The 25475-nt window shown below is 64.8% G+C and carries 27 protein-coding genes and 2 pseudogenes; 19 read left to right on the top strand and 10 right to left on the bottom strand.

Annotation, left to right across the window (positions count from 1 at the left end):
* Positions 1-20 precede the first annotated feature (20 nt).
* A complete protein-coding gene (locus tag BO1_RS40200; protein ID WP_028222402.1) occupies positions 21-212 on the bottom strand; it encodes a DUF2964 family protein in 192 nt (63 codons plus the stop codon).
* Between the two features lie 168 nt (positions 213-380).
* Here BO1_RS40200 and BO1_RS40205 point away from each other — a divergent pair, with 168 nt between their 5' ends.
* Positions 381-1715, top strand: a complete 1335-nt coding sequence (locus BO1_RS40205; protein WP_218002851.1) for an MgtC/SapB family protein — start codon at positions 381-383, stop codon at positions 1713-1715.
* A 179-nt stretch (positions 1716-1894) separates the two neighbouring features.
* Positions 1895-2737, top strand: coding sequence for a universal stress protein (locus tag BO1_RS40210; RefSeq protein WP_028222404.1), 843 nt, complete (start codon positions 1895-1897; stop codon positions 2735-2737).
* 170 nt (positions 2738-2907) lie between these two features.
* On the opposite strand, the gene BO1_RS40215 is transcribed toward BO1_RS40210, so the two are convergent.
* The gene (locus tag BO1_RS40215) at positions 2908-3855 is read right to left on the bottom strand and encodes a 1-phosphofructokinase family hexose kinase (RefSeq protein WP_028222405.1); all 948 of its coding nucleotides are present in this window, start codon (positions 3853-3855) and stop codon (positions 2908-2910) included.
* A 154-nt stretch (positions 3856-4009) separates the two neighbouring features.
* Here BO1_RS40215 and BO1_RS54795 point away from each other — a divergent pair, with 154 nt between their 5' ends.
* On the top strand, positions 4010-4300 hold the full coding sequence (locus tag BO1_RS54795; RefSeq protein WP_407670066.1) for a hypothetical protein: 291 nt from the start codon (positions 4010-4012) through the stop codon (positions 4298-4300).
* A gap of 24 nt (positions 4301-4324) precedes the next feature.
* Here the strand turns inward: BO1_RS54795 and BO1_RS40225 are convergent, their stop codons facing one another.
* Both BO1_RS40225 and BO1_RS62190 read right to left on the bottom strand, forming a co-directional pair.
* Positions 4325-4975, bottom strand: coding sequence for a BON domain-containing protein (locus tag BO1_RS40225; protein ID WP_028222406.1), 651 nt, complete (start codon positions 4973-4975; stop codon positions 4325-4327).
* A 75-nt stretch (positions 4976-5050) separates the two neighbouring features.
* Positions 5051-5290: an SDR family NAD(P)-dependent oxidoreductase gene (locus BO1_RS62190; RefSeq protein WP_028222407.1), complete on the bottom strand. Its 240-nt coding sequence runs from the start codon at positions 5288-5290 to the stop codon at positions 5051-5053.
* A 146-nt stretch (positions 5291-5436) separates the two neighbouring features.
* Between BO1_RS62190 and BO1_RS40235 the strand changes: the two genes are divergently transcribed.
* The 9 genes and pseudogenes from BO1_RS40235 to BO1_RS54805 all read left to right on the top strand — a co-directional run bounded on the left by BO1_RS40235 (position 5437) and on the right by BO1_RS54805 (position 11563).
* Complete coding sequence (locus BO1_RS40235) at positions 5437-6267, top strand: universal stress protein (RefSeq protein ID WP_028222408.1); 831 nt, start codon at positions 5437-5439, stop codon at positions 6265-6267.
* 63 nt (positions 6268-6330) lie between these two features.
* Positions 6331-7143, top strand: coding sequence for a universal stress protein (locus tag BO1_RS40240; RefSeq protein ID WP_028222409.1), 813 nt, complete (start codon positions 6331-6333; stop codon positions 7141-7143).
* Positions 7144-7205: 62 nt separating this feature from the next.
* A complete protein-coding gene (locus tag BO1_RS40245; protein WP_028222410.1) occupies positions 7206-8231 on the top strand; it encodes an Acg family FMN-binding oxidoreductase in 1026 nt (341 codons plus the stop codon).
* 60 nt (positions 8232-8291) lie between these two features.
* Positions 8292-8900: pseudogene (locus tag BO1_RS54800) on the top strand (PAS domain S-box protein); the annotation flags it as partial.
* A 23-nt stretch (positions 8901-8923) separates the two neighbouring features.
* Complete coding sequence (locus BO1_RS40255; protein ID WP_028222411.1) at positions 8924-9571, top strand: response regulator; 648 nt, start codon at positions 8924-8926, stop codon at positions 9569-9571.
* A gap of 170 nt (positions 9572-9741) precedes the next feature.
* A pseudogene (locus tag BO1_RS61560) lies at positions 9742-9840 on the top strand (two-component system response regulator); the annotation flags it as partial.
* 13 nt (positions 9841-9853) lie between these two features.
* Positions 9854-10642 carry a helix-turn-helix domain-containing protein gene (locus BO1_RS40265; protein ID WP_028222413.1) on the top strand — a complete coding sequence of 263 codons (789 nt, stop codon included), beginning with the start codon at positions 9854-9856 and terminating at the stop codon, positions 10640-10642.
* Positions 10643-10854: 212 nt separating this feature from the next.
* Complete coding sequence (locus tag BO1_RS40270) at positions 10855-11145, top strand: c-type cytochrome (RefSeq protein WP_043288668.1); 291 nt, start codon at positions 10855-10857, stop codon at positions 11143-11145.
* 28 nt (positions 11146-11173) lie between these two features.
* Positions 11174-11563, top strand: coding sequence for a DUF3564 family protein (locus BO1_RS54805; RefSeq protein ID WP_043288662.1), 390 nt, complete (start codon positions 11174-11176; stop codon positions 11561-11563).
* Positions 11564-11587: 24 nt separating this feature from the next.
* Here BO1_RS54805 and BO1_RS54810 read toward each other — a convergent pair whose 3' ends face one another.
* The 4 genes from BO1_RS54810 to BO1_RS40295 form a co-directional block, all read right to left on the bottom strand.
* Positions 11588-11917, bottom strand: coding sequence for an HPF/RaiA family ribosome-associated protein (locus tag BO1_RS54810; RefSeq protein ID WP_084688657.1), 330 nt, complete (start codon positions 11915-11917; stop codon positions 11588-11590).
* 307 nt (positions 11918-12224) lie between these two features.
* Complete coding sequence (locus tag BO1_RS40285; protein WP_028222415.1) at positions 12225-12542, bottom strand: DUF1488 family protein; 318 nt, start codon at positions 12540-12542, stop codon at positions 12225-12227.
* A gap of 93 nt (positions 12543-12635) precedes the next feature.
* A complete protein-coding gene (locus tag BO1_RS40290) occupies positions 12636-13415 on the bottom strand; it encodes a universal stress protein (RefSeq protein ID WP_167338437.1) in 780 nt (259 codons plus the stop codon).
* Between the two features lie 232 nt (positions 13416-13647).
* A complete protein-coding gene (locus BO1_RS40295) occupies positions 13648-14082 on the bottom strand; it encodes an Hsp20/alpha crystallin family protein (protein ID WP_028222417.1) in 435 nt (144 codons plus the stop codon).
* A gap of 324 nt (positions 14083-14406) precedes the next feature.
* Between BO1_RS40295 and BO1_RS40300 the strand changes: the two genes are divergently transcribed.
* The gene (locus BO1_RS40300) at positions 14407-15246 is read left to right on the top strand and encodes a universal stress protein (RefSeq protein WP_028222418.1); all 840 of its coding nucleotides are present in this window, start codon (positions 14407-14409) and stop codon (positions 15244-15246) included.
* Between the two features lie 55 nt (positions 15247-15301).
* Entirely contained in the window at positions 15302-15802 is a 501-nt protein-coding gene (locus BO1_RS40305; protein ID WP_028222419.1) for a universal stress protein, read from the top strand.
* A 126-nt stretch (positions 15803-15928) separates the two neighbouring features.
* On the opposite strand, the gene BO1_RS40310 is transcribed toward BO1_RS40305, so the two are convergent.
* Positions 15929-16915, bottom strand: coding sequence for a zinc-dependent alcohol dehydrogenase family protein (locus tag BO1_RS40310; RefSeq protein ID WP_028222420.1), 987 nt, complete (start codon positions 16913-16915; stop codon positions 15929-15931).
* 470 nt (positions 16916-17385) lie between these two features.
* Between BO1_RS40310 and BO1_RS54815 the strand changes: the two genes are divergently transcribed.
* The 4 genes from BO1_RS54815 (at position 17386) to BO1_RS40330 (ending at position 22458) form a co-directional block, all read left to right on the top strand.
* Complete coding sequence (locus BO1_RS54815) at positions 17386-17895, top strand: lecithin retinol acyltransferase family protein (protein WP_043288664.1); 510 nt, start codon at positions 17386-17388, stop codon at positions 17893-17895.
* A gap of 199 nt (positions 17896-18094) precedes the next feature.
* On the top strand, positions 18095-19261 hold the full coding sequence (locus BO1_RS54820; RefSeq protein ID WP_167338438.1) for a lysylphosphatidylglycerol synthase transmembrane domain-containing protein: 1167 nt from the start codon (positions 18095-18097) through the stop codon (positions 19259-19261).
* Between the two features lie 104 nt (positions 19262-19365).
* Positions 19366-21099 (top strand): ABC transporter permease, encoded by a 1734-nt coding sequence (locus BO1_RS40325; RefSeq protein WP_028222421.1) that lies wholly within the window; start codon positions 19366-19368, stop codon positions 21097-21099.
* Between the two features lie 114 nt (positions 21100-21213).
* Complete coding sequence (locus BO1_RS40330; protein ID WP_245644030.1) at positions 21214-22458, top strand: ABC transporter ATP-binding protein; 1245 nt, start codon at positions 21214-21216, stop codon at positions 22456-22458.
* A 93-nt stretch (positions 22459-22551) separates the two neighbouring features.
* Here BO1_RS40330 and BO1_RS40335 read toward each other — a convergent pair whose 3' ends face one another.
* Positions 22552-23241: a CBS domain-containing protein gene (locus tag BO1_RS40335; RefSeq protein ID WP_028222423.1), complete on the bottom strand. Its 690-nt coding sequence runs from the start codon at positions 23239-23241 to the stop codon at positions 22552-22554.
* Between the two features lie 539 nt (positions 23242-23780).
* Between BO1_RS40335 and BO1_RS40340 the strand changes: the two genes are divergently transcribed.
* Entirely contained in the window at positions 23781-25406 is a 1626-nt protein-coding gene (locus BO1_RS40340) for an ABC1 kinase family protein (protein ID WP_245644028.1), read from the top strand.
* Positions 25407-25475: the final 69 nt, after the last annotated feature.

Genomic DNA, 25475 nt, shown 5'->3' on the forward strand with positions numbered 1-25475 from the left:
CGCCCGGCATGGCGATGCGACTAGCCATGGTCGCGCGGCACCGGATTGAGCAACAGCACGAGGCAGGCGAGACCAGTGATCAGCACGGCCGCGCCGTAGCGAAACCTCACCCATGCTTCGAACGCGAGGCCGTCGAGCGCAACACCCAGCCCGACGAGCGCGGCGAACACGGCAATCGTCGCGCAGACGATCCTGAATTCGGCGCGGATCATGATTCTTCTCCGCAGCGCAACAACAGCGAGGAAAGAATGCACTGCATGACGGCTCTCCGGTTATCCGGGTTCTCCCCCCGTCACGCACGATACGCGTGCAGATCCAGACCCGGTGAGCCGATTCTCCGGCGCGTGGCCCTCTTTCCGTTGACGTGCGTCAAACAAGCGATGCGCATTGATATCCATCAAATTCTCGCGGGCGTCCCGCCCTACGATGACTCGACAGCCACCAATACGCCGCTCTCGCCGCATCGACGCCTCATGTTCCTCGTCAACGCCGCCTATATGCCGTTTGCCGTCGCCTTGGGTATAGGCCTGCTGGTTGGCGCCGAACGCGAGCGACGCAAGGGCGAAGGCGCGTCGCGCGCGGCCGCCGGCATCCGCACTTTCACGGTGGCGGCGCTGCTCGGCGCCCTCGCCATGCGCGTGGGCGGGGCGATACTGGCCGCCACCCTGGTGCTCGCCCTGACGGCGCTGGCCACAGCGGCCTATTTGCGTCCCCACGACGATCCGGGGCTCACCACCGAAACCTCGATGATCGCCACGCTGCTCTTGGGCGCGCTGGCCGTGATCGACGCGCCGCTCGCCGCCGCGCTGGGCGTGCTTTTGACGATCGTGCTCGCGGCGCGTTCGTCGCTGCACCGCTTCGTCATGACGCGGCTCGGCCAGGACGCGCTCATCGATCTGCTGACGCTGGCCGCGTCCGCGCTGATCATCCTGCCGGTCCTCCCGAGCCACCCCATCGACCCCTATGGCGCCATCAATCTGCAGACGGTCTGGCGCTTCGCGGTCCTCGTGATGGCGATCAGCGCCGTCGGCCACCTCGCGCAATTGATGTTCGGCACGCGCATCGGCTTGCCGTTCGCAGGGCTGCTCGGCGGCTTCGTCTCCAGCATCGCGACGATCGCCGCGATGGGCCGGCGCGCCGTGCAGACGCCAGCCGACTGCCCGCAGCTCGCCGCCGCCGCTGTGCTGTCTTCCGTCGCGACGCCCGTGCAGCTGGCGCTGGTGATCGGCGTCGTCTACGACCCGCTACTGCGCCACGTCGCACCGGCGCTCCTCGCGGGCGCGCTCGCCGCACTGGTCTACGGCTTGATCATCGCCTGGTGCGCGGCGCGCAAGCCCATACAAGAGGAGCTCATGGTCGGGCGGGCAGTGGACCTGAAGGCCGCCGTGCTGCTCGCTGCGACGCTCATGGTCCTGATGCTCACGGCAACGCTGCTCGCCCGCTGGTTTGGCAAGACCGGACTCCTGATCGCGGCGGGGTTGGGCGGGCTGATCGACACTCACTCCACGGCGGGCTCGATCGCTGCGCTCGCAGCCCAGTCGCTGCTCGCGGAAAGCGGCGCGACGATGCCGATCCTCGTTGCCTTTACGGCCAATGCAGTCATGAAATGCGTGGTGGCCGTGGCCTTCGGCAAGCGTGCGTTCGCGCTGACGCTGATACCCGGGCAGGCGCTGATGCTCGCCTGCGTCTGGGGCGCCTGGCTGCTCTTCAACTGAGCGAGGGCCGAAGCGCATTGGCGCCCCGCCCTTGCTTGACGTACATCAAGCGCCAACCCGCGCCCGGCGACAAGACTCGCAACAGGCATTGCCGCCTGCCCGCACGCGTCCTGCGACAAACCGGGACGCAGCGCCGCGCGCGTGCTCATCCCACGGCCACTACCCGAGGAGTCGTTGCCATGCAATACAAAACCCTGCTCGTTTATCTCGACCCGAGCGAGCGCGCGCAAGCGCGGCTCGACTTTTCGCTGACGCTCGCAGGCCGCTTCGACGCGCACCTCATCGGCCTGTATTCGCCGTTCGCGCCGGAGGCGCGCGAGTACTTCACCGTCTCCGGCTGCGCGCCTTACTACAACGAATACTGCAATGCGCGGCGCGCCCGGCAGGAAGCGGCCGAGGAGTCCTTTCGCCATGCATTGCGGCGCGCCGGCATGGAAGGCGAATGGATCGCGTTCGACGACTACGCCGAGCAGCCGATCATTCGGCGCAGCCGCCACGCCGATCTGCTCGTCGCCGGCCAGGTGGCTCCTGACGACGATGCTCACTCGCTGCGCGAGCGCTTTCTGGAAGGCGTGGTCATGACGTCCGGCCGGCCGGTGCTCGTGCTGCCCTACGCTGGGGCGCTGCGCCCTGTAGGCGAGTCGATCGTCATCGCATGGGACGGCAGCCGCGAAGCGGCACGCGCGGTGCACGACGCAATGGCGCTGCTTCCGGGCGCGAAGCGCGTGACGATGCTGCATGTCGGTACGCCAGAATCGTCAAACGCCGCGGCATCGCGCGCCGGAATCGCGGAGATCGACTTGATGCTGGCGCGACACGCGGTCAATGTCGACTTCGCGCAAAACGTCAGCGACTCGGACGAGACTGCGGGCGACGCCTTGCTTTCGTGGGTGGCGACGAGCGGCTGCGACCTCGTCGTGGCGGGCGCCTACGGCCATCCGCAATGGCGCGAGCGCCTGCTCGGCGGCGTCACGCGCGCATTGCTCGAATCGGCCTCCGTGCCCGTTCTGCTGTCGCATTGAACGCGTTGTGGTCTGCGTGAGATACGCCGCCAGCCGCAGCAGCGCAGCACGTTGAGCGCCGGGCAGGTCAGGCCATCTCTCCCAGGCGCGGACCGCCTGCCCCGAGGCGCCGGAAAGAAACAGGCAAGCAGCCGCCAGGCGCCGTGACGTGCCCTGCCGCCTTGGCGTCCTCAGCACACCTGGGGGGACTCGGCGTCATAAAGCCGCTTCACCTCCGCCGCGTCGCAAAGCGCCGTTCCCGTCGTCAACAATGTCGCCGATGCCGCTGCCTGCGCGAGGCGTGCAGCCGCCGCCAGGCCGTCGCCCCTGCGCAGGGCGACGATCAAACCCGCCAGGAAGCTATCGCCCGCACCGATCGCACTCGAGACGGATACCGGCAGCGCCTTCACGCGGATCGTCTCTGCAGACGAAACCAGCAACGCGCCGCGCTCCCCGAGCGTCAGGGCGACGATCTGCGCGCGCCCCTGCGCTACGATCTCGCGCGCAGCGCACACTTGCGCCGCTTCCTCGGGGAGCGGCTGCCCTGCAAGTTCGGCCAGCTCTGCGAGACTTGGCTTCACGAGATAAACCCCCGCATCGAGCGCCAATGCGAGCGGCGGCCCCGATGTGTCCAGCACCATGCGCGCACCGCGCGCATTGGCCCGCCTCGCCAGGTCCGCATAGGCCTGCGCGGGCAATCCTGGCGCCATGCTGCCGCTCAGCACGAGGTAGCGCGGCGCGGGCATGAACGCCTCGAAGACGTCCAGCGCATGCGCCCATTCAGCGGCACTCACCCGCGCCCCGGGCAGCACAAAGCGGAACTCGCGGCCCGTCGAGCGCTCCTTGACCGAGAAATTTTCCCGCGTCTCGCCCGCGATGGGCAGCCTGCGGCAGCTCACGCGCTCCGCTGCAAGCAACTGCTCCAGCAGGTCGCCCGCCACACCGCCTGCGAGATAGAGCGCGAGACAGTTGGCATGTGCGCCTTCGAGACGCTGGATCACGCGTGCAACGTTAATGCCCCCGCCGCCTGGATAGCGGCTCGCGGCCTCGCAGCGCAGTTTGTGCGTATCCAGCACGCGCTCGACTGCCGTCGATACATCGACTGCGGGATTGACCGTAAGCGTCAAGATCTCGATCACGTTTCACTCGCTGATGGCGCCAGACAGGCGTGCGTCAGCACCGACTGCGAACCTGTGCGGCGCTGGTCCTTTGCAAAGATGTGTAGGCCGAAGCCTACACACTCATAAAACAACCTACATCCGTTTCAGCGCCGGCTCATTGGAGCGCGTGTTCATGCCGACCATACTAAAAGCGTCGCAAACCCGGCTCAAACGTCCAAACTCAAGGAGCGCCGCCATGTCAACCTCCGATGACCGCACGCCGCCTGCCGCTTCGCTTGCCGGTGCCATTGCAGTCGACGACGCGGATGCGCTGCTCGCGCTTGCGCGCTCCGCCGGCATGCTCGTCATGCTCGATGGCCAGATCGGCCGGGAAAAGTACCAGAGCGTGGCGGGCTCGCTGCATGCGCTCCAACGCTTTGCCGCCGCGCTGCGCGACGCGCTCGCCACCGACAAGGCTTGCTGAGCGCAGCGCGCGACGCACACCGCATCACTCCACGCTCAGATCGTCCACCACGGCGCGCACACCCGGCGCGGCCCAGGCCGCGCCTCGCGCGACGACGCGCTCGGCGAACGAGTGAACCTTGCCGGACAATCTGACCGTGCCTTCGTCCACAGTGACCTGAATATGCCGCGCCTCGCGGTCCGCATGCCGCCGCATGGCCTCCAGGATGTCCTTGCTGATCTTCTCCGGCGCTACCGTGTGCCTCACTTCGATGTGGTTCGCCACACCCGCGACCCCGCGCAACTGGGCAACGGCGCGCACCGCCGTCTGACTCTGCCACGCCCAGTCGACCATGCCCCTGAGCGTGATATGCCCGTGCTCCACCTGCAAGTGCACTGCGTCCTCGCTCATCCCTGCCGTCCAGCGCAACACGGAACGCGCGATGTGCGCGATGTCTTCGTCGGTACGCACGTCCTCGCCCGGCAGATGCACGTCCAGCTCGACCACCAGCGCGCGCACGCCGCCCACGCGCTGAGCCGCCTGCTCGGCCGCGATCTTCTCGCTCAGGCTCGAGAGATGGCCCGAAAGCGTCACAACGCCGTCTTTCACCTCCACGCCGATATTCGAAGCCGTCACCGCCGGCTCCCACTCCAGTTCCTCTTCCACGTCGTGCTTGAGCTGCAAATCGGTTTTCATCGCTGCCTCCATCGAATCCGGTCCAATGCCGACCGTCTGGCTGAACGCTCAGGGCTAGTCCGGGCCGCGCACGCGTCACGCGCGAGCCCGCCCTTCAGTACACATGCATGCCGCCATTGACGGTGAATTCTCCATGACGTGCTGCGGCACGGCATCCACCATGGTGGTCGCGAGATAGCCGGGCGAGACAGCGCTTGCCGTGACGCCTTGCTTCGCGACTTCGAGCGCGAGCGCCATCGTGAAGCCGTGGAGACCGGTGCGATCGGAACGATGACTCACTATAGGGACCACGTCCCACTGACGATTGACGTACATCAACCGCTTTTCCGCAGGAACCGCGACGGGGGCACCCTGTGGTCTTGACGTGACTTGACTCATGTCAATTGCGCCCCGGCTTCCGCGCCTAGACTGGGCCGCACGAAACACCGATTCGATGTTGCATCCATCGTGGAGCGCCGATCATGGAGTATCGGAACATCCTCGTTCACCTGGACGAAAGCGAACAAGCGCGAACCCGTCTCGATGTCGCGCTTAACGTTGCGAAGCGGCACGGCGCCCAGGTGAGCGCGCTTTTTGCGCCGGCCGTGCCGGAGCATGACGTGGCTTATGCGCTGATCCTGGATGCCGAGTATCGGTCGCAGTGCCGCAGTGATCACGAAGCATGCCGCCGCGCGCTGGAGCATCACTTTTTTGCCCGCATCGCCGAGGCAGAGCTCAAAGGCAGCTGGCGCGCCGCGAGCCACGCGCAGCACGAGCTGCTGGCGCGCGCACACTTCGCAGACCTGATCGTGCTGGGGCAAAGCGACCCCAACAATCCGGACGCGTCGCTCGGCAACCGTCTGCAATCTCGCGTGACGTTGAGCGCGGGACGACCAGTCTTGTGGGTTCCCTATGAAGGCGCGTTTCCCACAGTGGGTGAGTGCGTCATGGTTGCGTGGGATGCGGGCCAGTCCGCAACGCGAGCGCTGTACGATGCGTTGCCGTTCATGCGGCTCGCACAGCACACCGAGGTCGTGACCTTCAGCGCCACGCACAAAGATCAAGGCCGTATCCCTGGTTTCGATATCGGTCTCGTGCTGGCGCGCCATGGACTCGAGGTCAAAGTCACGGAGTTGCATCCGCCACCGACGGTCTCGACAGGCGACGCCCTGCTTTCGCACGCCGGGAAAAGCGGCTGCGATCTGATCGTGATGGGCGCCTTCGGGCATGCGCGCTGGAAGGAGCTCCTGCTCGGCGGCGTGACGCAAACGGTGCTGAGTTCGATGCCGGTGCCCGTCTTGATGTCACATTGAGCAGGGAGTGCCGTGCCGCCGCGTTGCGTGCGAGCTTACCGATTGACGCCCAAGGAAAACGCCATGTGCTACAAGACCCTGCTCGTCCACCTCGACGACTCGCAGCGATGCGTGGTCCGTCTTGCACTCGCGCTCGAACTGGCCGAGCGATTCGACGCGCATCTCGTCGGACTCTATCTGCCGATGCCACGCGCCCGTACTGCGGCAGCAGACGGCGCGCCCGGCCCCGACGAGCTCCGCGAAATCGCACAGACGCAGTTCCTCGACGCCGGCGCTCGTGCGCAGCGTATCGTCGAATGGCGCGCGCCACAGCCCGGCGACAGCCCGAGCGCCACGCTGCACGCGCGTCACGCCGACCTGCTCGTGCTCGGCCAGCACGACCACGAGGATCCCGCGGTGGAACCGGGCGGCGACTTCGTCACGGATCTGCTGATGACAGCCGCGCGGCCAGCTATCGTCGTGCCGTATGCCGGGGCCTTCCCCGAGTTCGCGCAGAACGTCCTGATCGCCTGGGACGGGAGCCGCGAGGCGGCGCGCGCGGCTTCAGATGCCCTGCCACTATTGCGGCGCGCCAATAGCGTTTCGATCGAGGTGGTCGCGCCGCGTGGCGGCGCAAAACGCGCGCGCGCCGAAGAGCAGGTGGTCGATGCCTCGGCATGGCTCGATCTGCACGGCGTGAGCGCGTCGTTTCACGAAAGCGCCCCCGTTGCGGGCGTCGAAACAGGCACTGCATTGCTCAGCCACGCGAGCGACCTGCACGCCGGGCTGATCGTGGCGGGCGCCTATGCACATTCGCGCATCCATGAACGCGTGCTGGGCGGCGTGACGCGCACGCTGCTCGAGGCCATGACGGTCCCGGTGTTGATGTCCCACTGATTCGCCCCGGCGCGGCGGTGCGTATTGCGTGCCCAAGCGCGTTTTCCAGAAGGGAGCTGGCCATGCTCGAAAGCCCGATCGGGTCTTCCGCCGAAGGCGGACCATCCGCACAGACGCATGAATTCGCCATGCACTTCGCGCTGCGTCATGCGACGCTCGCGCCCTCGAGCCACAACAGCCAGCCCTGGCGTTTCGTGCTCGGCGAGGACAGTGTGATGCTCTGCGCGGACCGCCTGCGCGCCTTGCCCGTGGTCGACCCCTACGACCGCGAGCTCATCATCAGTTGTGGCGCGGCACTCTTCAATCTGCGCGTGGCGCTCGCCAGTCTCGGCATCGGCTACGCGATCACGCTTTTTCCGTCGAGCGTCGACCCTGATCTGCTCGCCGAGGTGCGCCTGCATCGCAACCGCCCTACCGGCGGGGAACTCGCCGCCCTCGTGAGCACGATTCAGGAGCGCGTCACCACGCGCCATGCGTTCTCCCCGGAGCCCGTCGACGTCACCATCGAACGGCACCTGATGGAAGCCGCGCGCGCCGAAGGCGTCGAAGTTGCCTGCGTGAGCGCCACCGAGCCGCGCAATGCGATCGCCGACCTCGTTGCCGAGGCCGACCGGCAGCAATTCGCCGATCCGCGGTTCAGGCGCGAACTCGCGAAGTGGATCCACCCGCGCCATACCGACGACGGCATGCCGGCCTACGCGGCCGGGCTCGGCTCTTTGCTGGACTTCGCCACGCCGCTCGTCGCATCCGCGATCCGGACGTTCGACCTCGGCGGCGGCGTAGCCGCAACGCACCGCGAACTTGCAGTGGGCTCGCCACTGCTGCTGTGTCTCGCGACTGGCGTCGACGACGCGCAAGCCTGGCTCGCCACGGGTCAGGCCCTCGAGCGGGTCCTGCTGGTGGCGACGCTGCACGGGCTGTGCGCCTCCTACCTGAACCAGCCCATCGAGATGGGCGGCCTGCGCGCGCGGCTAGGTCCACTGGCCGGGTTGCCGAACGCATACTTTCCACAGCTTCTGCTGCGCATCGGACATGGGACGCCCGACGCGGCGACGCCACGCCGCCCGCTTGCGGAAGTCGTGTCGTAGCAGCCGTGGGGGCTGCGAAGGCCCATCAAGCATAAAAGGGCCAAACCCGGCACGGTTTGTGCCCTACTGTGCAACGTATCGTGCAGCGCTCGCGGCGGCGCAGAGCCCAAGCCAGCCGACGGCGACGCGCGCCTGAACGAAGCGCGTATGATGAGCATCATCCGCGCGTCGATGGACGGCATCATCACCGTCGACGAAGCTCAGCGCGTCGTCATCTTCAACCCGGCCGCCGAGTTCGTGTTCGGCGTCTCTGCCATGGAAACCATCGGCACTCCGCTTTCGGGCTTCATTCCCGCGCGCTTACGCGCGGCGTGCGAACAGCACGTTGGCCAGTTCGGCACCCCAGGCGTCACCAAGCGCCAGATGGGCCGCCAGCAGCGAGTCCTCTACGGGCTGCGCGCCAACGGCGAGGCGTTTCCCTTCGAGGCGTCGATTTCGCAGATCTCCCGCAAGCTCTACACGGTCATGCTGCGCGACATCACGGAGCTGCGGCGGACGCAGACTTCGCTCAAGCGCCCGCGCGCGCAACAGCGGGCACTCTCCGCCAATCTGCAGACCATACGCGAGACCGAAAAAACGCCTATCGCACGCGAGCTGCACGACGATCTCGGCCAGCAGCTCACCGCGCTCAAGTTCGCCCCCTGCGCACCCGAGCACCGGCTCGTCGCCCTCCAGGCCGAGGAGACCGCGTCATGTTCAAGGTGATCCTCGCCGACGACCACACGCTCGTGCGTGACGGTCTGCGCCGCATCCTGCAGGACGCCCACGATTTCGAAATCGTGGGCGAAGGCTGTGACAGCGCCACCACGCTCGCGCTCGTGCGGGGGCGCGAAGCCAGCGTGCTGGTGCTCGATCTTTCGATGCCGGGGCGCAGCGGGGTGGAGCTCATCAAGCAGATCAAGGAAGAGAAGCCCGCGCTGCGCATCCTCGTGCTGACCATGCATGCCGAGCAGCAATACGCAGTACGCGCGTTCAAGGCCGGCGCCTCGGGCTATCTCACCAAGGAAAGCGCCAGCGCCGAGCTCGTGAACGCCGTGACGAAGGTGGCCACGGGCGGCGTCTACGTGAGCATGGCGATGGCCGAACGCTTTGCGCAAAACCTCATCGAGCCCGCCGACACCCCGCCGCACCAGCGGCTTTCCGACCGCGAATTCGAGGTCTTCCGGCGCCTTGCCGCAGGGGAGACCATTACCGAAATCGCCAGGGCACTCTGCGTGAGCGCCAAGACCGTGAGCACCTACAAGGTCCGCATCCTCGAAAAGATGGAGATGCCGCACGAAGCCGCGCTCGTACGCTACGCCCTGCTCCACAAGATTCTCGACGATCAAGACGAAATCTAATCTAAGGACCGTTCACGCCAACAACCGGCTGAGTGCTCCGCCGGGCCGTGTCACCTCGCCGCACAACTGTAGGAATTTCCCTACACTTCTTCTTCCGTGCGTACGTAACTTTCCATCCCCGCCGATTTATTTTCGAGATGGCGCCGCCGATACTGGCTACGTGGAAACGAGCTGGCGCCGAATTCTTTTTCGACAAGACATCTGAATTCGACGCTGCGTGTCACGCCATTGAAGCGCTTGCGAAAGCGCGCGCGAGTGCCGCGCGCTGAACTGGAGACGACCATGTATGCCGATCCCGTGTGCGAATCCTCCCTGCCGATGGCGTCGCCGACTCAGTGGCCGGTGGTGTCGCTGCGCCCCGTGGAGCAGGAGGCTGTGCCGCGCCGCGCTGCCTCGCGCTGCTCCACCTGTTCGCTGCGCGCGGTCTGCATGCCCTCGGACCTCACCTCCATGGAACTCCAGCAGCTCGACACCGTTGTCCTCACGACCCGCCACGTGCATCGCGGCGAGGCCCTCTTTCGCACGCACGATGCGTTCCAGAGCCTGTACGCCGTGCGCACCGGGTCGTTCAAAACGGTCGTCATGCACCGCGATGGCCGCGAGCAGGTGACGGGCTTTCAGATCCCCGGCGAGCCGCTCGGTCTCGACGGCGTCTGCACGGGCACGCACAACTGCGAAGCAATCGCGCTCGAGGACAGTACGGTCTGCATCATTCCGTTCGGCCAGTTCGAATCACTGTGCCGCGAGAGCCGCCGCATGCAGCGCCATCTCTACCAGTTGATGAGCGGCGAGATCGTGCGCGAATCGAGCCTCATGATGCTGCTGGGCACGATGACCGCGGAGCAGCGGCTCGCCTCCTTCCTGCTCGATCTCGCGGCGCGCTTTCGCACGCGCGGCTATTCCGGCGCGCAATTCAATCTGAAGATGAGCCGTGAGGAAATCGGCTGCTTTCTCGGCATGAAGCTCGAAACCGTGAGCCGGATGTTCTCCCGTTTTCACCGCGATGGGCTCGTTCAGCCGAGCGGCAAGCAGATCCGCATCGTCGATGCAGAGGGGCTTGCTCGTGTGTGACCGCCGGGACGGCCCGGATATCCGTTCTTGATGGTGTTGGCATAGCGGGCCTCGTCAGCCGGGGCGCGTGTGTTTTGCGGCATGCGCGCCGCACAAGGAGACAAGTCATGGCCCTTCATCTCCCGGCTGTCGCGTTAGATCAGCCGCGTTCGCCCGGCCGCTTGCGCTCGAGCACAACGTTGGTACGGGCGGTCGCGGCGCTTGCTGTCTCAATGCCGGTAGCAGGCGCGGTTGCCCAACCTCCGGAACCGAGCAATCTGATCGATCAGCAACACTGCATGTTCTGCCATACCTCGGACGCACCGTTTCTCGCGCCATCGTTTCACCAGATCGCGGAACGCTACCGTGACACACCGAACGCAAGCACGATGCTCGAAGAAAAGCTCAGGCATGGCGGCAAGGCGCATTGGGGCGACATGTCGATGCCCTTGCCCGATGACCGCGGCGGGCCGCTCTCGGCAGAAGACGCGCGCACGCTCGTCCAGTGGGTGCTGAGCCAGTAGATTCGCACTCGTACACCGGAGCGCCACCATGCGTGTCACGCTTCATCTCGACAGTTTCGGCCGGTTTGCCCCCGGCACCTATGCCATCGTCTGGATCGACAAAGAGGCCGGCAAATGGTCCCGCGAAGGTCACGCGTGCGTCGACTTGCCGGCGTGGGGCCGCTACCGCACCGTGCAAGGCGCCACGTATCTCATCGCGGGAGAAAATTGCGCCGCCCCTTGCACGCTCGAAGGACTCGATCTCTCGGCGGTCGACGGCCCATTCGAGGGCGAATGCGGCCGTGTGCAATGGCATGGCGTCACGCAGGCAGCCGTCGACGGAGCCCGGCACGTGCAGTGCGTCGACGAGTCCCTCTGCACGCCCGAGGAAAGCCTGTCCGCCGACGAAGATGCAACAGACAGAATCAGGATCGCCTGATCCTTTCAACGCGCCGTTCAACGTTCAATGATCGCGCCGCATGCTGCCGTATCCCGGCAAGCCGCCTGAAGCGCCCGCCAATTTCAGCTCGCGCTCGGCCGCATCGAATGCCTCACGCATCGCGACGACCGGATCTTCGCCAGTGCAATGGACGATGGGCTTGAGCTCGCTCGAAGCCGAAAATAGATCGAGACGCACGTCGTAAGCCTGGCGATGATCGCCGTCGCGTAGCGACTCGATCGCGAGATGGCAGGCTCTCAGCAACCCGCTAAAGCGTTCGAGACGCAATAACTGGACATCAGCCTCCGCTTCGATGGCGGCAGACCCCGCAAAGCCCAGATAGACAATCTGCATTCCGAGTCCCATCATCCGGGCTCCCATGTCGGCCCATCCTTTTCGCGTGCGCGCGCCGAAGGTGCAGTTCGCCCTATACCCGCATCGCGTGGCAATTCTTGAGCTCGATTCACAACCTTCGCGCAGGCCGTCCAGCACCGCGGCCGACTCCGTCTCGAAGACTCGATGGTGAGCAAAAGCATGGCCGAATGGTGCTTCGGGCGAACTCTGCGTGATGCTGATGTTGCACGCGAGGACTCTCCCTGCGGCGCTGGCGACGTCACCGCTTCGACGATCCAAATACCTGCGTCACCCCTGCCTCTCAGGGTCATGACGCTGGTCTGCCTCGCGTACGCCCCAGTGCGCATCCTTTCCCATAGAGCCTGAACATGCCGCTGTGCAGCAACACCGGCGCACCGCGCGTTGCTTCGATCAACGTCGCCGCGGTCTCCTCGATGGCAGTGCGATGCGTGCAGAACGCTTCGACGAGATCCCGCTCACAGATCGATGACGCATCGAAGTGGTCTTCGAGCGCTTCGGCCGTGATGCCGCATTCGATCCGCTTGCCATCCACGTCGGCGGGAAATACCAGCGTGTAGCACTCCGAGTCGTATTGGGGCGCCATGCGGGGGAACAAAATTTCCATGACCTTTCCCTCCTCACCCGCGCCAGCGGCACGCCGTTCAACGGGCGATTAAATTCAGGATAAGGTCCGACAGGACGTGGCCGTTGACGCATATCAATTCAATGAAAGCCGCTCACAACCGCGAGACCCAAGCGCTGCGAACGGCACGAGCAGCAGCGGCAACACCGTACGTTGCGCGACATCGGCCGCGACGCTCGCGTAGCGCCAGCGCTCGCCCGCCTGGCCGCCGCGCGTGCCGAGCACCAGCAGGTCGGCGCGCCACTGCAGCCCCGCTTCTACGATCGCATGGGAAGCGGCTTCGCCATCGTGCTGCGCCTCGAGAACGACCGCGTCGAAATCCTCCGGATGCAGCGCATCCGCCGGTTCACATGCCAGATAGCCCACCCGCACCGCCGCATCCGGTGCGGCGATGCGCGCGGCCTCCCGAACGGCGAGGGCGGACGCGGCACTGCCGTCGCTCGCGACAAAAATGCGCTGCGGCGGCACCCGGCACCGGTGCGCGAAAGGCGTGGGCAGCACCAGGACGGGACATCGCGCCGCGCCCGCAAGCATGACTGGGCAGGACGGTGCGCCGATCACCAGTTGGGCCTGCGAGGCGCACGCTGCCTGCGCCAGTGTCTGCGTCTGCCCCGTTCGCGCGGCCAGTTCAAGGATCTCCATGTTGACCTGAATTCCGCGCCGCGCGAGCGTTTCGCAAGCGGCGTCCACCGTTGCGGCGAGCACGATCCGTCTGGTGAAGCCTTGCGCGGCCAGAAATTCGGCGTCGCCATTGGAAGGCGCACAGGCGAGACCCGCAATGTGGACACGCGCGCCTTGCTGTGCCCAACCCGCTACGCAGTCGAGCAGTGAACCGACGTGCTCACGTCCGGTCATCAGGACGAAAATGCACGAGAAGGGCGCAACGACTCGCGCATATGCTGTTTTTTCGGCCCTGCGCTTCATTGTTCACTCCCCCGCGCTGGCGTGAGCGCATCGTGTGTCTTCTGGGTAGCCATCACGCTCAAAGCAAAAAAGGCGCAGAGGATTACCTCCGCGCCATGTCGACGCACGCCGTGCGGACCTGCACGGGACCATGCGCCGGCCTCCCCGTCACGTATTCAAACTTTTATTCGATCTGCAGACGCTTTTGTTCCGCCGCAGCCTTCTTCGGCAGAGTCAGCGCAAGCACGCCGTCCTGGTACTGGGCGCTTGCGGTGCTCTCATCGATATCGCTCGCGAGCGAGAACGACCGAGCGAACGTGCCGCTATAACGCTCGCGGCGGATGACCCGCTCGCCTTCTTTCAACTCGGTGTTGCGTTCGACCTTCGCGTGGATCGACACCACATTGCCGTCGATCTTCACGTCGATGTCCTTCTTCTCCACGCCTGGAAGTTCCGCCTTGACCGTATAAGCCTGGTCGTTCTCGGTCACGTCGAGCTTGATCGCCGCAAGTTCGCTCTCCTGCGTCGCAAGCAGGCTGCGCATCGGACGAAAAAAACCCTGAAAGAGATCGGAGACCGGCTCCATCGAGAACGGGTCGTAACGTGTCAGATTGCTCATCACATTCCTCCTTTGAGCTTTTGCGGGCCGCGCAGCCCACTCGATGGACCACACTGCCGCCGGGGTATTTGCCCCCCATGTTGCACGCCGCACTCTGCTGCGTGCGTCGTATTCAATCTAAGAACGCAGCGATTTCTCCGATTGATCTGCCTCAACGCCTTCGCTCGTCCGCGTTACGCGCCACAACTGACGCCTTCTCGCGCCACGAACGGGTGCTTGATTTAAATCAATAGTGAATAGTCCTCCGTCCCTAGACTCGAATCACTTCGTCGCCCACGCCGGGTTGGGCCGCGGTCGCCCTCCCCATCTCGCCGGAGCCCTGCCATGACCTACAAGACCTTGACGGTTCATCTGGATACGAGCGCACGCACTAACGCACGGCTTTCGCTCGCCTTGAAACTCGCGCGCACGTACGGCGCGCACCTGGACGGCCTGTTCGCGATCTTCGGGCCGAACCCGCGCGAGTTCTACGTGATGGCGGGCACGGCTGACTACTACGACGCACACCGCAGACTGCGCGCGGAGCAACGCGGGGCCATCGAGCGGCTGTTTCATGTGGAGCTCGCGCGGGCCCAGGTCGAAGGCGCCTGGGTGGCGCCCGATGGCGACCCGATCGTCGCTCTCACGCAGCGCAGCAGGACTGCCGACCTGACGATCGTCGGGCAAACGGACCTGAACGACCCGGAAGCCTATGTTGCCAATGACTTCGCCGAAGTGATCGTCATGGGCGCCGGTGGGCCGGTGCTGGTGATGCCGAACACCGGCCACTTCGAATCGATCGGCGAGCGCGTACTGATCGCGTGGAACGGCAGCCGTGAAGCAGCACGCGCGGTTCACGATGCCATTCCGTTCATCACGCGCGCCGCGCACGTCACTATCGCCGCGGCTTCGACAACCTTCTCGCCTGCGCCTTCCCAGGCATCGTGCACGGATCTGGCGGCCATGCTCGCACGCCATGGCGCGACCACCGTCGACATTGCGCGCTTCGACCGAAGCCCATCGGAGTCCACGGGTGATGCCCTGCTCAGCTACGCCGCCGAGGACGGTTTCGACCTGCTCGTCATGGGTGCGTACGGGCACGCGCAGCTGCAGGAAATGGTGCTTGGCGGTGCGACGCGCTCGGTCCTGCTCACGATGACGCTGCCAGTGCTCATGTCCCACTGACCGGCTTCGCTCATCCTGCCTTATATCCATTCCACTTCGGGCCTGGAGGCACACCATGTATTCCCGTATTCTCGTCGCACTCGATGGCAGCCAGACTGCCTCCGCAGCGTTCGATGCCGCACTCCACCTCGCACATGATTGCGGCGCGGAGCTGCAGCCCCTGTACGTGATCGACATGCCTGTGCTCGCCTACGACGTGCCGGGCTTCGATCCGTCGATTGTCCGCGACGCGTATGTCGAGGAGGGCAAAATCGTCTGCACCGATGCCCAGGCCCGGATGACCCGGGAAGGCGTGAAAGGCGCGCCGCGCACAGTCGAAGTCGCGCTGGGCGTCGAAGACGTCGCGCAGTGCATCGAGCGCGCCGCCGCCGACTGGCACGCGGAGCTCATCGTCATCGGCACGCATGGGCGCCGGGGCGTGCGGCGGTTGATGCTCGGCAGCGTCGCGGAGCGCGTGCTGCGCACGGCATGCCGCCCCGTGCTGCTCGTGCCGGCGCGGGCGGACGTCTCCGGGCACAAGACGCCCGATAACCGTTCTGCAACCGTCCCGGCATGACACTCCGCGAGGTCCATGGCCGCCTGACCGGTCGGACTTGCGCGTAGACCCAGGCGCGCGACGGACTGACTTCCCGGTGCGCGCCCTCACGTAACCCACCTGGCGTCACGAAGCCGCCTGCGAGCGCTAGCGTAGCGTCAGCACGGCAGCGCCCGTAAAACACCCCTCGCGCAGATCCGAGAGCGCAACGTTAGCCTGCGCAAGTGGATAGCGCCGGGTCTCGATCTCGATCTTGTACTTCCCGGCAATGGCCATGAAAGCCGCGCCATCCTCGCGCGTGAGATTCGCCACCGAAACAATGCGGCGCTCCTCCCACAGCCACGCGTACGGAAACGAAGGAATGTCGCTCATGTGGATGCCGCCGCAGACGACGACGCCGCCCTTGACCACCGCGCGCAGCGCCGTGGGCACCAGCGCGCCGACGGGAGCGAACAGTAGTGCGGCATCGAGCGGCTCGGGTGGCGCTTCGTCGCTGCCGCCCGCCCACGCCGCGCCCAGATGCAGCGCGAACTGCTGTGCGGCCGTGTCACCGGGGCGCGTGAACGCATACACCATGCGTCCCTGATGACGCGCGACCTGCGCAACGATATGCGCCGCCGCGCCGAAGCCGTAGATGCCGATACAAGGCGCGTCGCCGGCCAGCGCGAGCGTGCGGTAGCCGATCAACCCGGCGCACAACAACGGCGCAGCTTCAACATCGCTGTACTGGCGCGGCAGATGGAAGCAGTAGCGGGCGTCGGCGACCGTACGTTCGGCGTAACCACCGTCGATCGTGTAGCCTGTGAAGCCGGGTGCGTCGCACAGATTCTCGCGCCCGCGCAGGCAGAAGCGGCAATGCCCGCAGGTGTGGCCGAGCCACGGCACGCCCACGCGGTCGCCCGACGCGAAGCCTGTGACGCCCGCGCCGAGCGCCGCCACTGTTCCGACGATCTCGTGACCCGGAATTACCGGGCGCTTTGGGCGCGTCAGGTCGCCGTCGACCACGTGCAAATCGGTGCGGCACACGCCGCACGCATGCACGTCGATGAGCAACTGGCCCGCCGCCGGCGCCGGATTGGGCAACTCCACCTCGCGCAGCAGCGGACTCGTACCGTCGAACAACATCGCTCGCATCGTCATTCTCCTGTCGACCAGAGTTAGCGCTTTAGCGCTTACCCTGGTCCCATGCTTCGGGGTCGATCCGGAGTGAGTGCTTCACCACTTACCGCGGTCCCACCCAAAGCTCGTCCCAAGTGCCTTGCAGCGCATCAGTCAGTGTCCGTGCCGGCAACCCTGCCCGGTTGATCTACATCAGCGACTCTCCACGCCGCGCCCGGAACATGCGGCATGCGGCGATTCGCCCTGCGCACAAATTCCCAACTCGACATCAGCAATTCTCTGAATCAATGTCGGACGTTTCTTACACGAAGGCCGCACACCGGACGCCAATCTCAGCCGGCGCTGATTGTTGCAGCCCGTCCCGAATCCAATACTTAAGGCGTGACGAAAGCGAAAGTGTCCGGCGATCACGCGGCAAACCAAGCCTTCCTTCCGAACGCTGTTCCAGTTGTAGCTGCGTACCGCCCAATGTCGAGGAGCGAGTCATGAGCCAACACGAAGAATCGGGATGCACAGAGGTCGTGTGCACGCATGACCTGCCCGTCGGCGCTCACCTCGCCACGAAGCGCCCTGGCTATGTGCATCACGGCATCTACATCGGGAACGGCCGTGTGATTCACTACGCCGGCCTTTCTCGCCGGTTCTGCGGCGGTCCGGTGGAAGCGATCTCGATCCAGCATTTTTCGGCGGGCTTCGACATCGAAGTCGTACCACACACGCACGCGCAATACACTGGCTCCGAGGTGGCGCACCGCGCCTCATCGCGACTCGGCGAGCACAACTACCGTCTGCTCACCAACAACTGCGAGCACCTTTGCCAGTGGTGCGTGTTCGGGCAAGGAAGAAGCGACCAGGTTCAGGCCTGCATCCGCAATCCCGCTCGCGCCATGCGCGTCCTTTTTACCCTGTTCGTCTGCACGCTCATTAGTGAGTGTGCGCTGATGCTCTCGTCCGGCAATACGGACAATGTTCGTGTCCCGGCGCTCAACGGTTGAGTCAGGCAACGAAACCGGCCCTGCTGTGATTCATCTTTGCCGCTCGCCGCTCGAAGATTCACGCTCACGCACTATCGGAGCGCCTCGGACCGCTTGACGTGCATCAAGCCCGAACTGCGGCACGCGGTCAAGATGCCTTTGCTGGCGCGTAATGAACACACATTGCGCTGCCGCCCCCTCCTTCACGAGACAGGTTCCGATGAATCCCGGCACTCCTGCTCCTGGCCAGCGGCCCGATGGCGAGTCACCCGTGCAACAAGCCGCGGCGCGCTTCACGCAACGCGCCGCGCGCGCGCTGAGGCAATGGCTTGCAGCGAACCTGCGTCGGCGCGGGCAGGTGGCGTGGACAGTCGGTCTCCTGTGCCTGCTCGCGGTCGTCCTCGTAGTCGTACGCGCCAGCTCGCTGGAGCGCACGCTCGCACTCGCACGTGCGGCGCGCCCGGGCTGGCTGCTGATCGCATTCGTGGCTCAGCTCGCCACCTACATAAGCGCCGCGCTGGTGTGGCGCCAACCACTTGAGGATTCTGGCTATCCGCTGCCGATGCGCGTGCTCGTACGCCTTGGCATCGTCAAGGTGTTTACCGATCAGGCGCTGCCGAGCGCTGGCCTCGGTGGGAGCCTCATGGCGATTCGTGGGCTGCTTCGCCGCGGCATTCCGCGCTCGATCGCGCTGACCGCTCTGCTCTCGAGCCTCCTCTCGCGCGACATTGCCTTTCTGATCGTCGTGTTCGCGAGCGCCGGGATACTCTGGCTGCACCACGCCGCGGGCACCACGCTCTTCATCGGGATCGCCATCTTCCTGCTGGTGCTCCTGCTCGTCCCCGCCTTCCTTGTCGCCCTGCATCGGTGGAATCACGATCCGCGAATTGCGCTGCTCGGAAAATGGCTGCATCTGTCACGCCTGATCGAATCATTCGACAACATCCCGCTCGATCTTCTCCTGAACCGGCGCCTGCTCATGCGAACGGTCGCGTTGCAGCTCGCGATCTTTCTGTTCGACGCCGGTACCCTGTGGCTGGTGCTCCTTGCAGTGGGCGCCCCGGCACCATTCTGGGTAGCGTTCGCGAGCTTCGCGATCGCCTCGATGGTGGCAACAATCGGCCCTGTGCCTGTCGGGCTCGGCACGTTCGAAGCCGCTTCGGTCGGCATGCTGAATCTGCTCGATGTGCCGATCGAGGCGGCGCTCGCGGCAACGCTGTTGCTGCGAGGGCTCACCTTTTGGCTGCCGATGCTGCCCGGCGTCTGGCTCGCCCGCGTCGAGTTGCGAGCGAGCCGGCGCAAGGCCACGACGCCCCCAGAAGTTCCCGGCACGGCCGAGCCGCAGCGCGACGACGGTCATGGTGGAGGACCGCTGCCGCGCGCCTGACATGAAGTGAAGCGATCGGCCGGACATTCCGGGGGATTGATATATATCAACTCGTACTGACCGTTTTCCCCCACGATGAGGCGTCGCGACATTGGGGGAAAGCCGTGGAGCACCATGCCGAGATACTGGGTGGCGGGAGGTGGCGTCCCCACATGCCGGGCTGGCGCGATCTCACTGCCGTCCTGCTCGTGCTGGGCTTTCTGATCTTGCTCGGCACGGGCGCGCGGCAGATGATCGGCCCACTGGCGATTGCGCATCAAACGGAAATTTCGCTGTCTCCATGGGCGTTGCCTGGATACACGCTGCGCACAGTCATGCGCATGCTCGCCGCGCTCGCCGCCTCCCTCGCTTTCACGCTGACTTACGCCACGGCCGCCGCCAAAAGCCGTCGCGCGGAGATGCTGCTCATCCCGCTGCTCGACGTGCTCCAGTCCGTGCCGATTCTCGGCTACCTCTCATTTACGATCGCGTTCTTCCTCTCGCTGTTCCCGGGCAATGTCTTCGGCGCAGAGCTTGCGGCCATCTTCGCGATCTTCACGAGCCAGGCCTGGAACATGGCGTTCAGCTTTTATCAGGCCCTGCGCACGGTGCCGCTCGATCTGGACGAGGCAAGCCGCAGCTTTCGCCTCTCGGCGTGGCAGCGCTTCTGGCGTCTCGAGGTGCCTTTCGCGATGCCCGGCCTCGTCTGGAACACCATGATGTCGATGTCGGGTGGCTGGTTCTTCGTGGTGGCCTCGGAAGCGATCTCCGTGGGCAATCTGCAGGTCGCGCTGCCGGGCGTGGGCTCCTACGTCGCGCGCGCCATCGCGCAACGCGATCTCGCCGCGGTGGGCTGGGCGATTCTCGCCATGACCGTGGCGATCGTGCTCTACGACCAGCTGCTGTTCCGGCCCATCGTGGCATGGGGCGACCGCTTTCGCTCCGAGCAGACGGCTGCACAAATCACGCCGCGCAGTTGGCTGCTCAATCTGGTGCATCGCTCGGCCTGGATGCAATCCGCGACAAGACCTGTGAGCAGCACGCTGCATCGCGCCGCTCGCGCGCGGCTCTCGATGGGCGCCGGCCTGCATTGGCCGCATACTGGCATGCCACAACGCGCGGGCGATGTGCTCTGGCTCGCGCTCTGTGGCGCGGGCGTAGCCTATGCAGCGGCGACGCTATTGCACTTTGCCGGGCCCACGCTCTCCTGGGCGGATGTGGCAAACGTCGCGCGCAATGGTCTGCTCACACTGCTGCGCGTGGCCGTGCTGATCACGCTTGCGTCTCTCGTCTGGGTGCCCGTGGGTGTCTGGATCGGCCTGCGTCCTGGGCTCACGCAGATCGTGCAGCCGGTCGCGCAGTTTCTTGCGGCTTTTCCGGCCAACTTGTTGTTTCCGGTGGTGGTATTCCTTCTCGTTCACTACAGTCTCGCCCCGAAGATCTGGCTCAGCCCACTCATGATCCTCGGCACACAGTGGTACATCCTGTTCAATGTGATCGCCGGCGCCACGGCGTTTCCGACCGATCTGCGCGAAGCCGCCACGAGTTTCAGGGTGCGCCGGGGATCATGGTGGCGCAAAGTCGTGCTGCCCGGCATCTTCCCCTACTACGTGACCGGCGCGATCACCGCGTCGGGCGGCGCATGGAATGCGAGCATTGTTGCCGAAGCCGTGAGCTGGGGACCGACGCATCTGAGCGCGGGCGGTCTTGGCGCCTATATTGCACAGATGACTGAAGCGGGCGACTATCCGCGCATCGCGCTGGGCATCGCCATGATGTCGGTGCTGGTGATTGCGATGAACCGGCTGCTGTGGCGGCCCCTCTATGCGTTCGCCGAACGGCGCACGCGGCTGGACTGAAACGCTGGCAACCGGGAGAACCCCATGTCGAGCCTCGCTCACCCCGACACGAAAACCCGTACGGCCTCTCCTGCAAACGCCGCGTTGCCAGTCGTGGCGCTCGAGCAAGTGGGCATGTCGTTCGCGAAGCCTTCCGGCGAACCGCTACCGGTGCTCGCGAACATCGATCTCGAGGTGTGCGAGGGCGAGATTCTCGGATTGCTGGGGCGCTCCGGGTCCGGCAAGTCGACGCTGCTGCGCATTGCGGCCGGGCTCGTCAAGCCCTCGTCGGGCAGCGTGCACTATCGCGGCCAGCCGCTGCGCGGCCCCCAGGAAGGGATAGCGGTGGTGTTCCAGACGTTCGCGCTCTATCCATGGCTCACCGTACTCGATAACGTCGAACTCGGCCTCGACGCGCTGCGCGTATCGGCCAATGCGGCCCGCGAGCGCGCAAAGGCGGCCATCGACCTGATCGGGCTGAACGGATTCGAGTCGGCCTTTCCGCGCGAGCTCTCGGGCGGCATGCGCCAGCGTGTCGGCTTTGCGCGCGCACTCGTGAGCGAGCCGACGCTGCTTCTGATGGACGAGCCGTTTTCGGCGCTCGACGTGCTGACGGCCGAGACGCTGCGAACCGATTTTCTGGACCTCTGGCTCGAGCGCCAGTTGCCGATCAAGGCGATGCTCCTCGTCACGCACAACATCGAGGAAGCCGTGCTCATGTGCGACCGCATCCAGCTGCTGGGCGGCAGCCCTGCGCGCATCGTGGCTGACATGAATGTGCAGTTACCGCATCCGCGCAACCGGCTCGATCCGGCGTTTCGTGAGATCGTCAACGAGATTTATTCGGTGCTCACATCGCGCCTCGCCGAGACGACGGATGCACCATCCGCCGCTTCGCGCGGGCTCGCGTTGCATTTGCCGGAGGTTTCGAGCCACCGCCTCGATGGGTTCATCGACACGATTGCTTCGGCCTTGCATGGTGGTAGCGCGGAGCTGGAAAAGATTGCCGCATCGCGGATGCTGAAAGTCGACGAACTCTTTCCCATTGCGGGAGCGATGCATATTCTCGAATTCGCCGAGTTGCACAATGGCGTGATCAGGCTTACGGCAGCGGGACGTGTCTTCGCGCAAGCAAACGACGACGAGCGCAAGCGCCTCTTTCGCGAACATCTCATGCAATTCGTACCGCTCGCGGCGCACATTCGCGAAGTCCTGGACGAGCGAGAAGGACACCGCGCGCCGCGCGAGCGTTTCGAGCTGGAACTACAGGACCACCTGAACCAGAGCGACGCGGACAGCACCTTGCGTACGATGATCGACTGGGGACGCTACGCGGGGCTTTTCAGCTACGACGACCATACACGCTCGTTCGGCGATTGATGGCCAATTTTCTCATGGTCGTCGATGGATCTGGCCCGGCCGGCCGCTTTTGCATGAACAAATCGCCTTTTGCGACCGTGCCGCGCCTGCACATTACATCGGCGTGAAATACGTGGGATAGCCGAGATGGTCCTCGATATCCTTCACGCCAGTCACACGTTCGGCACTAACGCAGATCGCCTTGCGCTCCTCCTCGGAACGCACTGTGCCCCAAAGATGGACCACGCCGTCTTTCACGACGACGTTCTCCGCCGCCATCGCCCAACGATGCCCGTCGAGTGCGTGCAGCACCGCCTGGCGTATCGCTTCGTCGGAAGCGCGTGCGTCCACGTCGACCTGCGCCGCGCGTGCGAGCGCGCCGACCAGGTTCGAACGGCTGACGATGCCAAGCACTTTGCCATCGGCAACAACGGGTACGCGCTTGATGTGGTGCCGCTCGAGCAAGTCCGCGACGTCGGCCAGCGGCGTGGCGGGCAGCACCGAAATCACATTCTCCGTCATGATGTCGCTGACCTTGACGCCATGCTCCTTGAGGTACTCCGCCGCGAGCTTGCGGGTCGAATACAAAAATTCCGCGAGCCATGAACGCTGCGGTTTGCCCGTTCCCGTCTCCACGCGATGCAGCAGATCGCCTTCGCTCACGAGACCGATAATCTTGCCGGCGTCGTCGACGACCGGCAGTCCACTGATGTGATGCTTCGCCATCAGTTCAGCCGCCTCAAAAACGGTCGCCGTGGCAACGACGGACACGACGTCCGTGGTCATGATGTCCGATGCTTGCATGAGCGTTCTCCTCTGTGTAGGCCAGCACTTCGACACCAGCCAATGTAGCCATCTAAGGCTCCATTAAGTTGACGCTGATCAATTGAGCTCGAGCCCGAACGCCTGTGGCGCTGCCTTGGCCGAATCGACCGGGGAGCCGATTTTTCGCCACTGTGCGTCACACAAGCTCTCGCTTGCGTCGCTTGCGACAAACACCGGTGCTGCGGCAGTGCGATGGAGGGTGACATTTAGAGGGGGGCAGCGAGCGCTGGAATGCGCGCGGCACGCGCCGGGTGCGGTGTGGACATCGCGCGGACTCAAGCGCTCCAACGCTGATTGCATCGAGAATGCGATGACGTAGATCAATTTGGTCCTGTAGCTGGTGCTCCATGATCCCAACAAGCGCCGCATTTTCCGTGTCGCGCTTTCGTTACCCGGCGATTGGCATGCATGCAACCGCTCTGGACTGCCCGAGGAGCGAACGCGTGGACTCTAGGACGCAATCAACGCCGGCCACTAAAGCAAACGGAAAGACCGTTTCGGCACGGCTGCCGCGACTCATGCAAATCCTCCAGGCCATGGTCGGCGCCGGTTGGGGACACTACGTCGAGCGGCTGCGAGTCGGCCGCCAGGCACTCGATACCGTATCTCCTCCTCCCTCACCCGGCATGCATGATGCGGTACGCGTTCGGGAGATGCTCGAGCGGCTCGGACCCGCTTTCGTCAAGTTCGGCCAGCTTCTGAGTCTGCGGCGCGACCTGCTGCCTCCTGCATGGATTGACGAGCTGCAACGCCTTCAGGACAACGTTATGGCGTTTCCCGGCGAGCAGGCTCGCGCCATCGTCGAGCAGGAACTCGGCAGCCCGATTCTCGAGATCTTCGCCACGTTCGACGAGACGCCTCTTGCTGCCGCATCGATCGGACAGGTCCATACGGCATATCTAATGGACGGCACGAGCGTCGTTGTCAAGGTTCAGCGCCCCAGCATCGAACCAGTCATTCAAGCGGATGTTGCGATCATGCGTCTTCTGGCACGTCAGTTGGAAAAGCACGTCCCCGAGAGCCGCCGGTTCGGTCCGTCCGATCTCGTAGACGAGTTCGCGCGGCGCATTTCAGACGAGCTGGACTACGAGATCGAGGCACGCAGCGGCGAGCGGTTACGGGCGAACTTTGCGAACGAGCCGGATGTGTTCGTACCGTGCATCTATTGGGAACTGACCAGCCGGCACGTCCTGACGATGGAACGCTGCGTGGGCCACAAGCTTGTGGATCAGCTGCCTGCGGACCCTGCAAAACGACACCGGCTTGCCGCACGGTTGATGGAGTCGTTCCTCAAACAGGTCTTCGAGCAGGGCTTTTTCCACGGCGACCCGCATCCCGGCAATGTCTTTCTCCTCGTCGACGGCAGGCTGTGCTTCCACGACTTCGGAATCATGGGCGAGTTGACGGCCCACGATCAGGAAACCCTCGCGCAGCTTGTTCTTGCGGTGGGCTCGGCGGACGTCCCCTGGATTGTAGACGCGATATTCGAAATGGGCGTGGCCGCCTCAGGAGTCGACCGCGAAGCGCTCACCCGTGACGTTTCGGATGCTTTCGTGGCGTATGGTGAGGCGGCAGGCAAAGGCTATTCGTTCAGCGAAATCGTGCGCCAGTTCTGCGAGCTCAGCCAGAAACACCAGATCCGCCTGCCCCGTCAGTTCCTGCTTGTTTCGAAAGCGTTCATGCTCATTGAGTCGCAGGCGCTGGCGATCGATTCGAACTTCAATGCGCTCACGTCCCTGCGCGACTATGCGCCCCACCTGCTCAGTCGCAGGGGTTTGCAGGACCTCAATGCCATCGGCGTCGCCGGCAAGGGATTCCGCACACTGCGTTCATTGCATCGCATTGCCGCGAGCCTTCCCGATATCCTGAACCGGGCCGTCGACGTGCTGAGTACCGGCAGGGCGACGCTTCATATCGAACACGACCAGTTGCGGGGGCTGGAGGGCCACATTGACCGTGCGAGCAACCGGCTTAGCCTGAGCCTGATCATTGCAAGCGTCGTGGTCGGATCCTCAATCGTGACGACGTTTCACGGCGGCCCGCACTATGCGGGGATTTCAACGCTGGGACTCGCGGGTTTCGTCATTGCCGCTGTCATGGGACTCACTTGGGCGATTGCCATTCTACGTTCGGGGAAGCTGTAAGCGCAGTCATTCCACGAATGCCTGTTTTGGTACCTTGAACATTTCTTCTTTCCTTCCTTAGTTCCATTG

Origin of the sequence: Paraburkholderia oxyphila NBRC 105797, assembly GCF_000685075.1 — a bacterium.
Taxonomy (GTDB): Bacteria; Pseudomonadota; Gammaproteobacteria; order Burkholderiales; family Burkholderiaceae; genus Paraburkholderia; species Paraburkholderia oxyphila.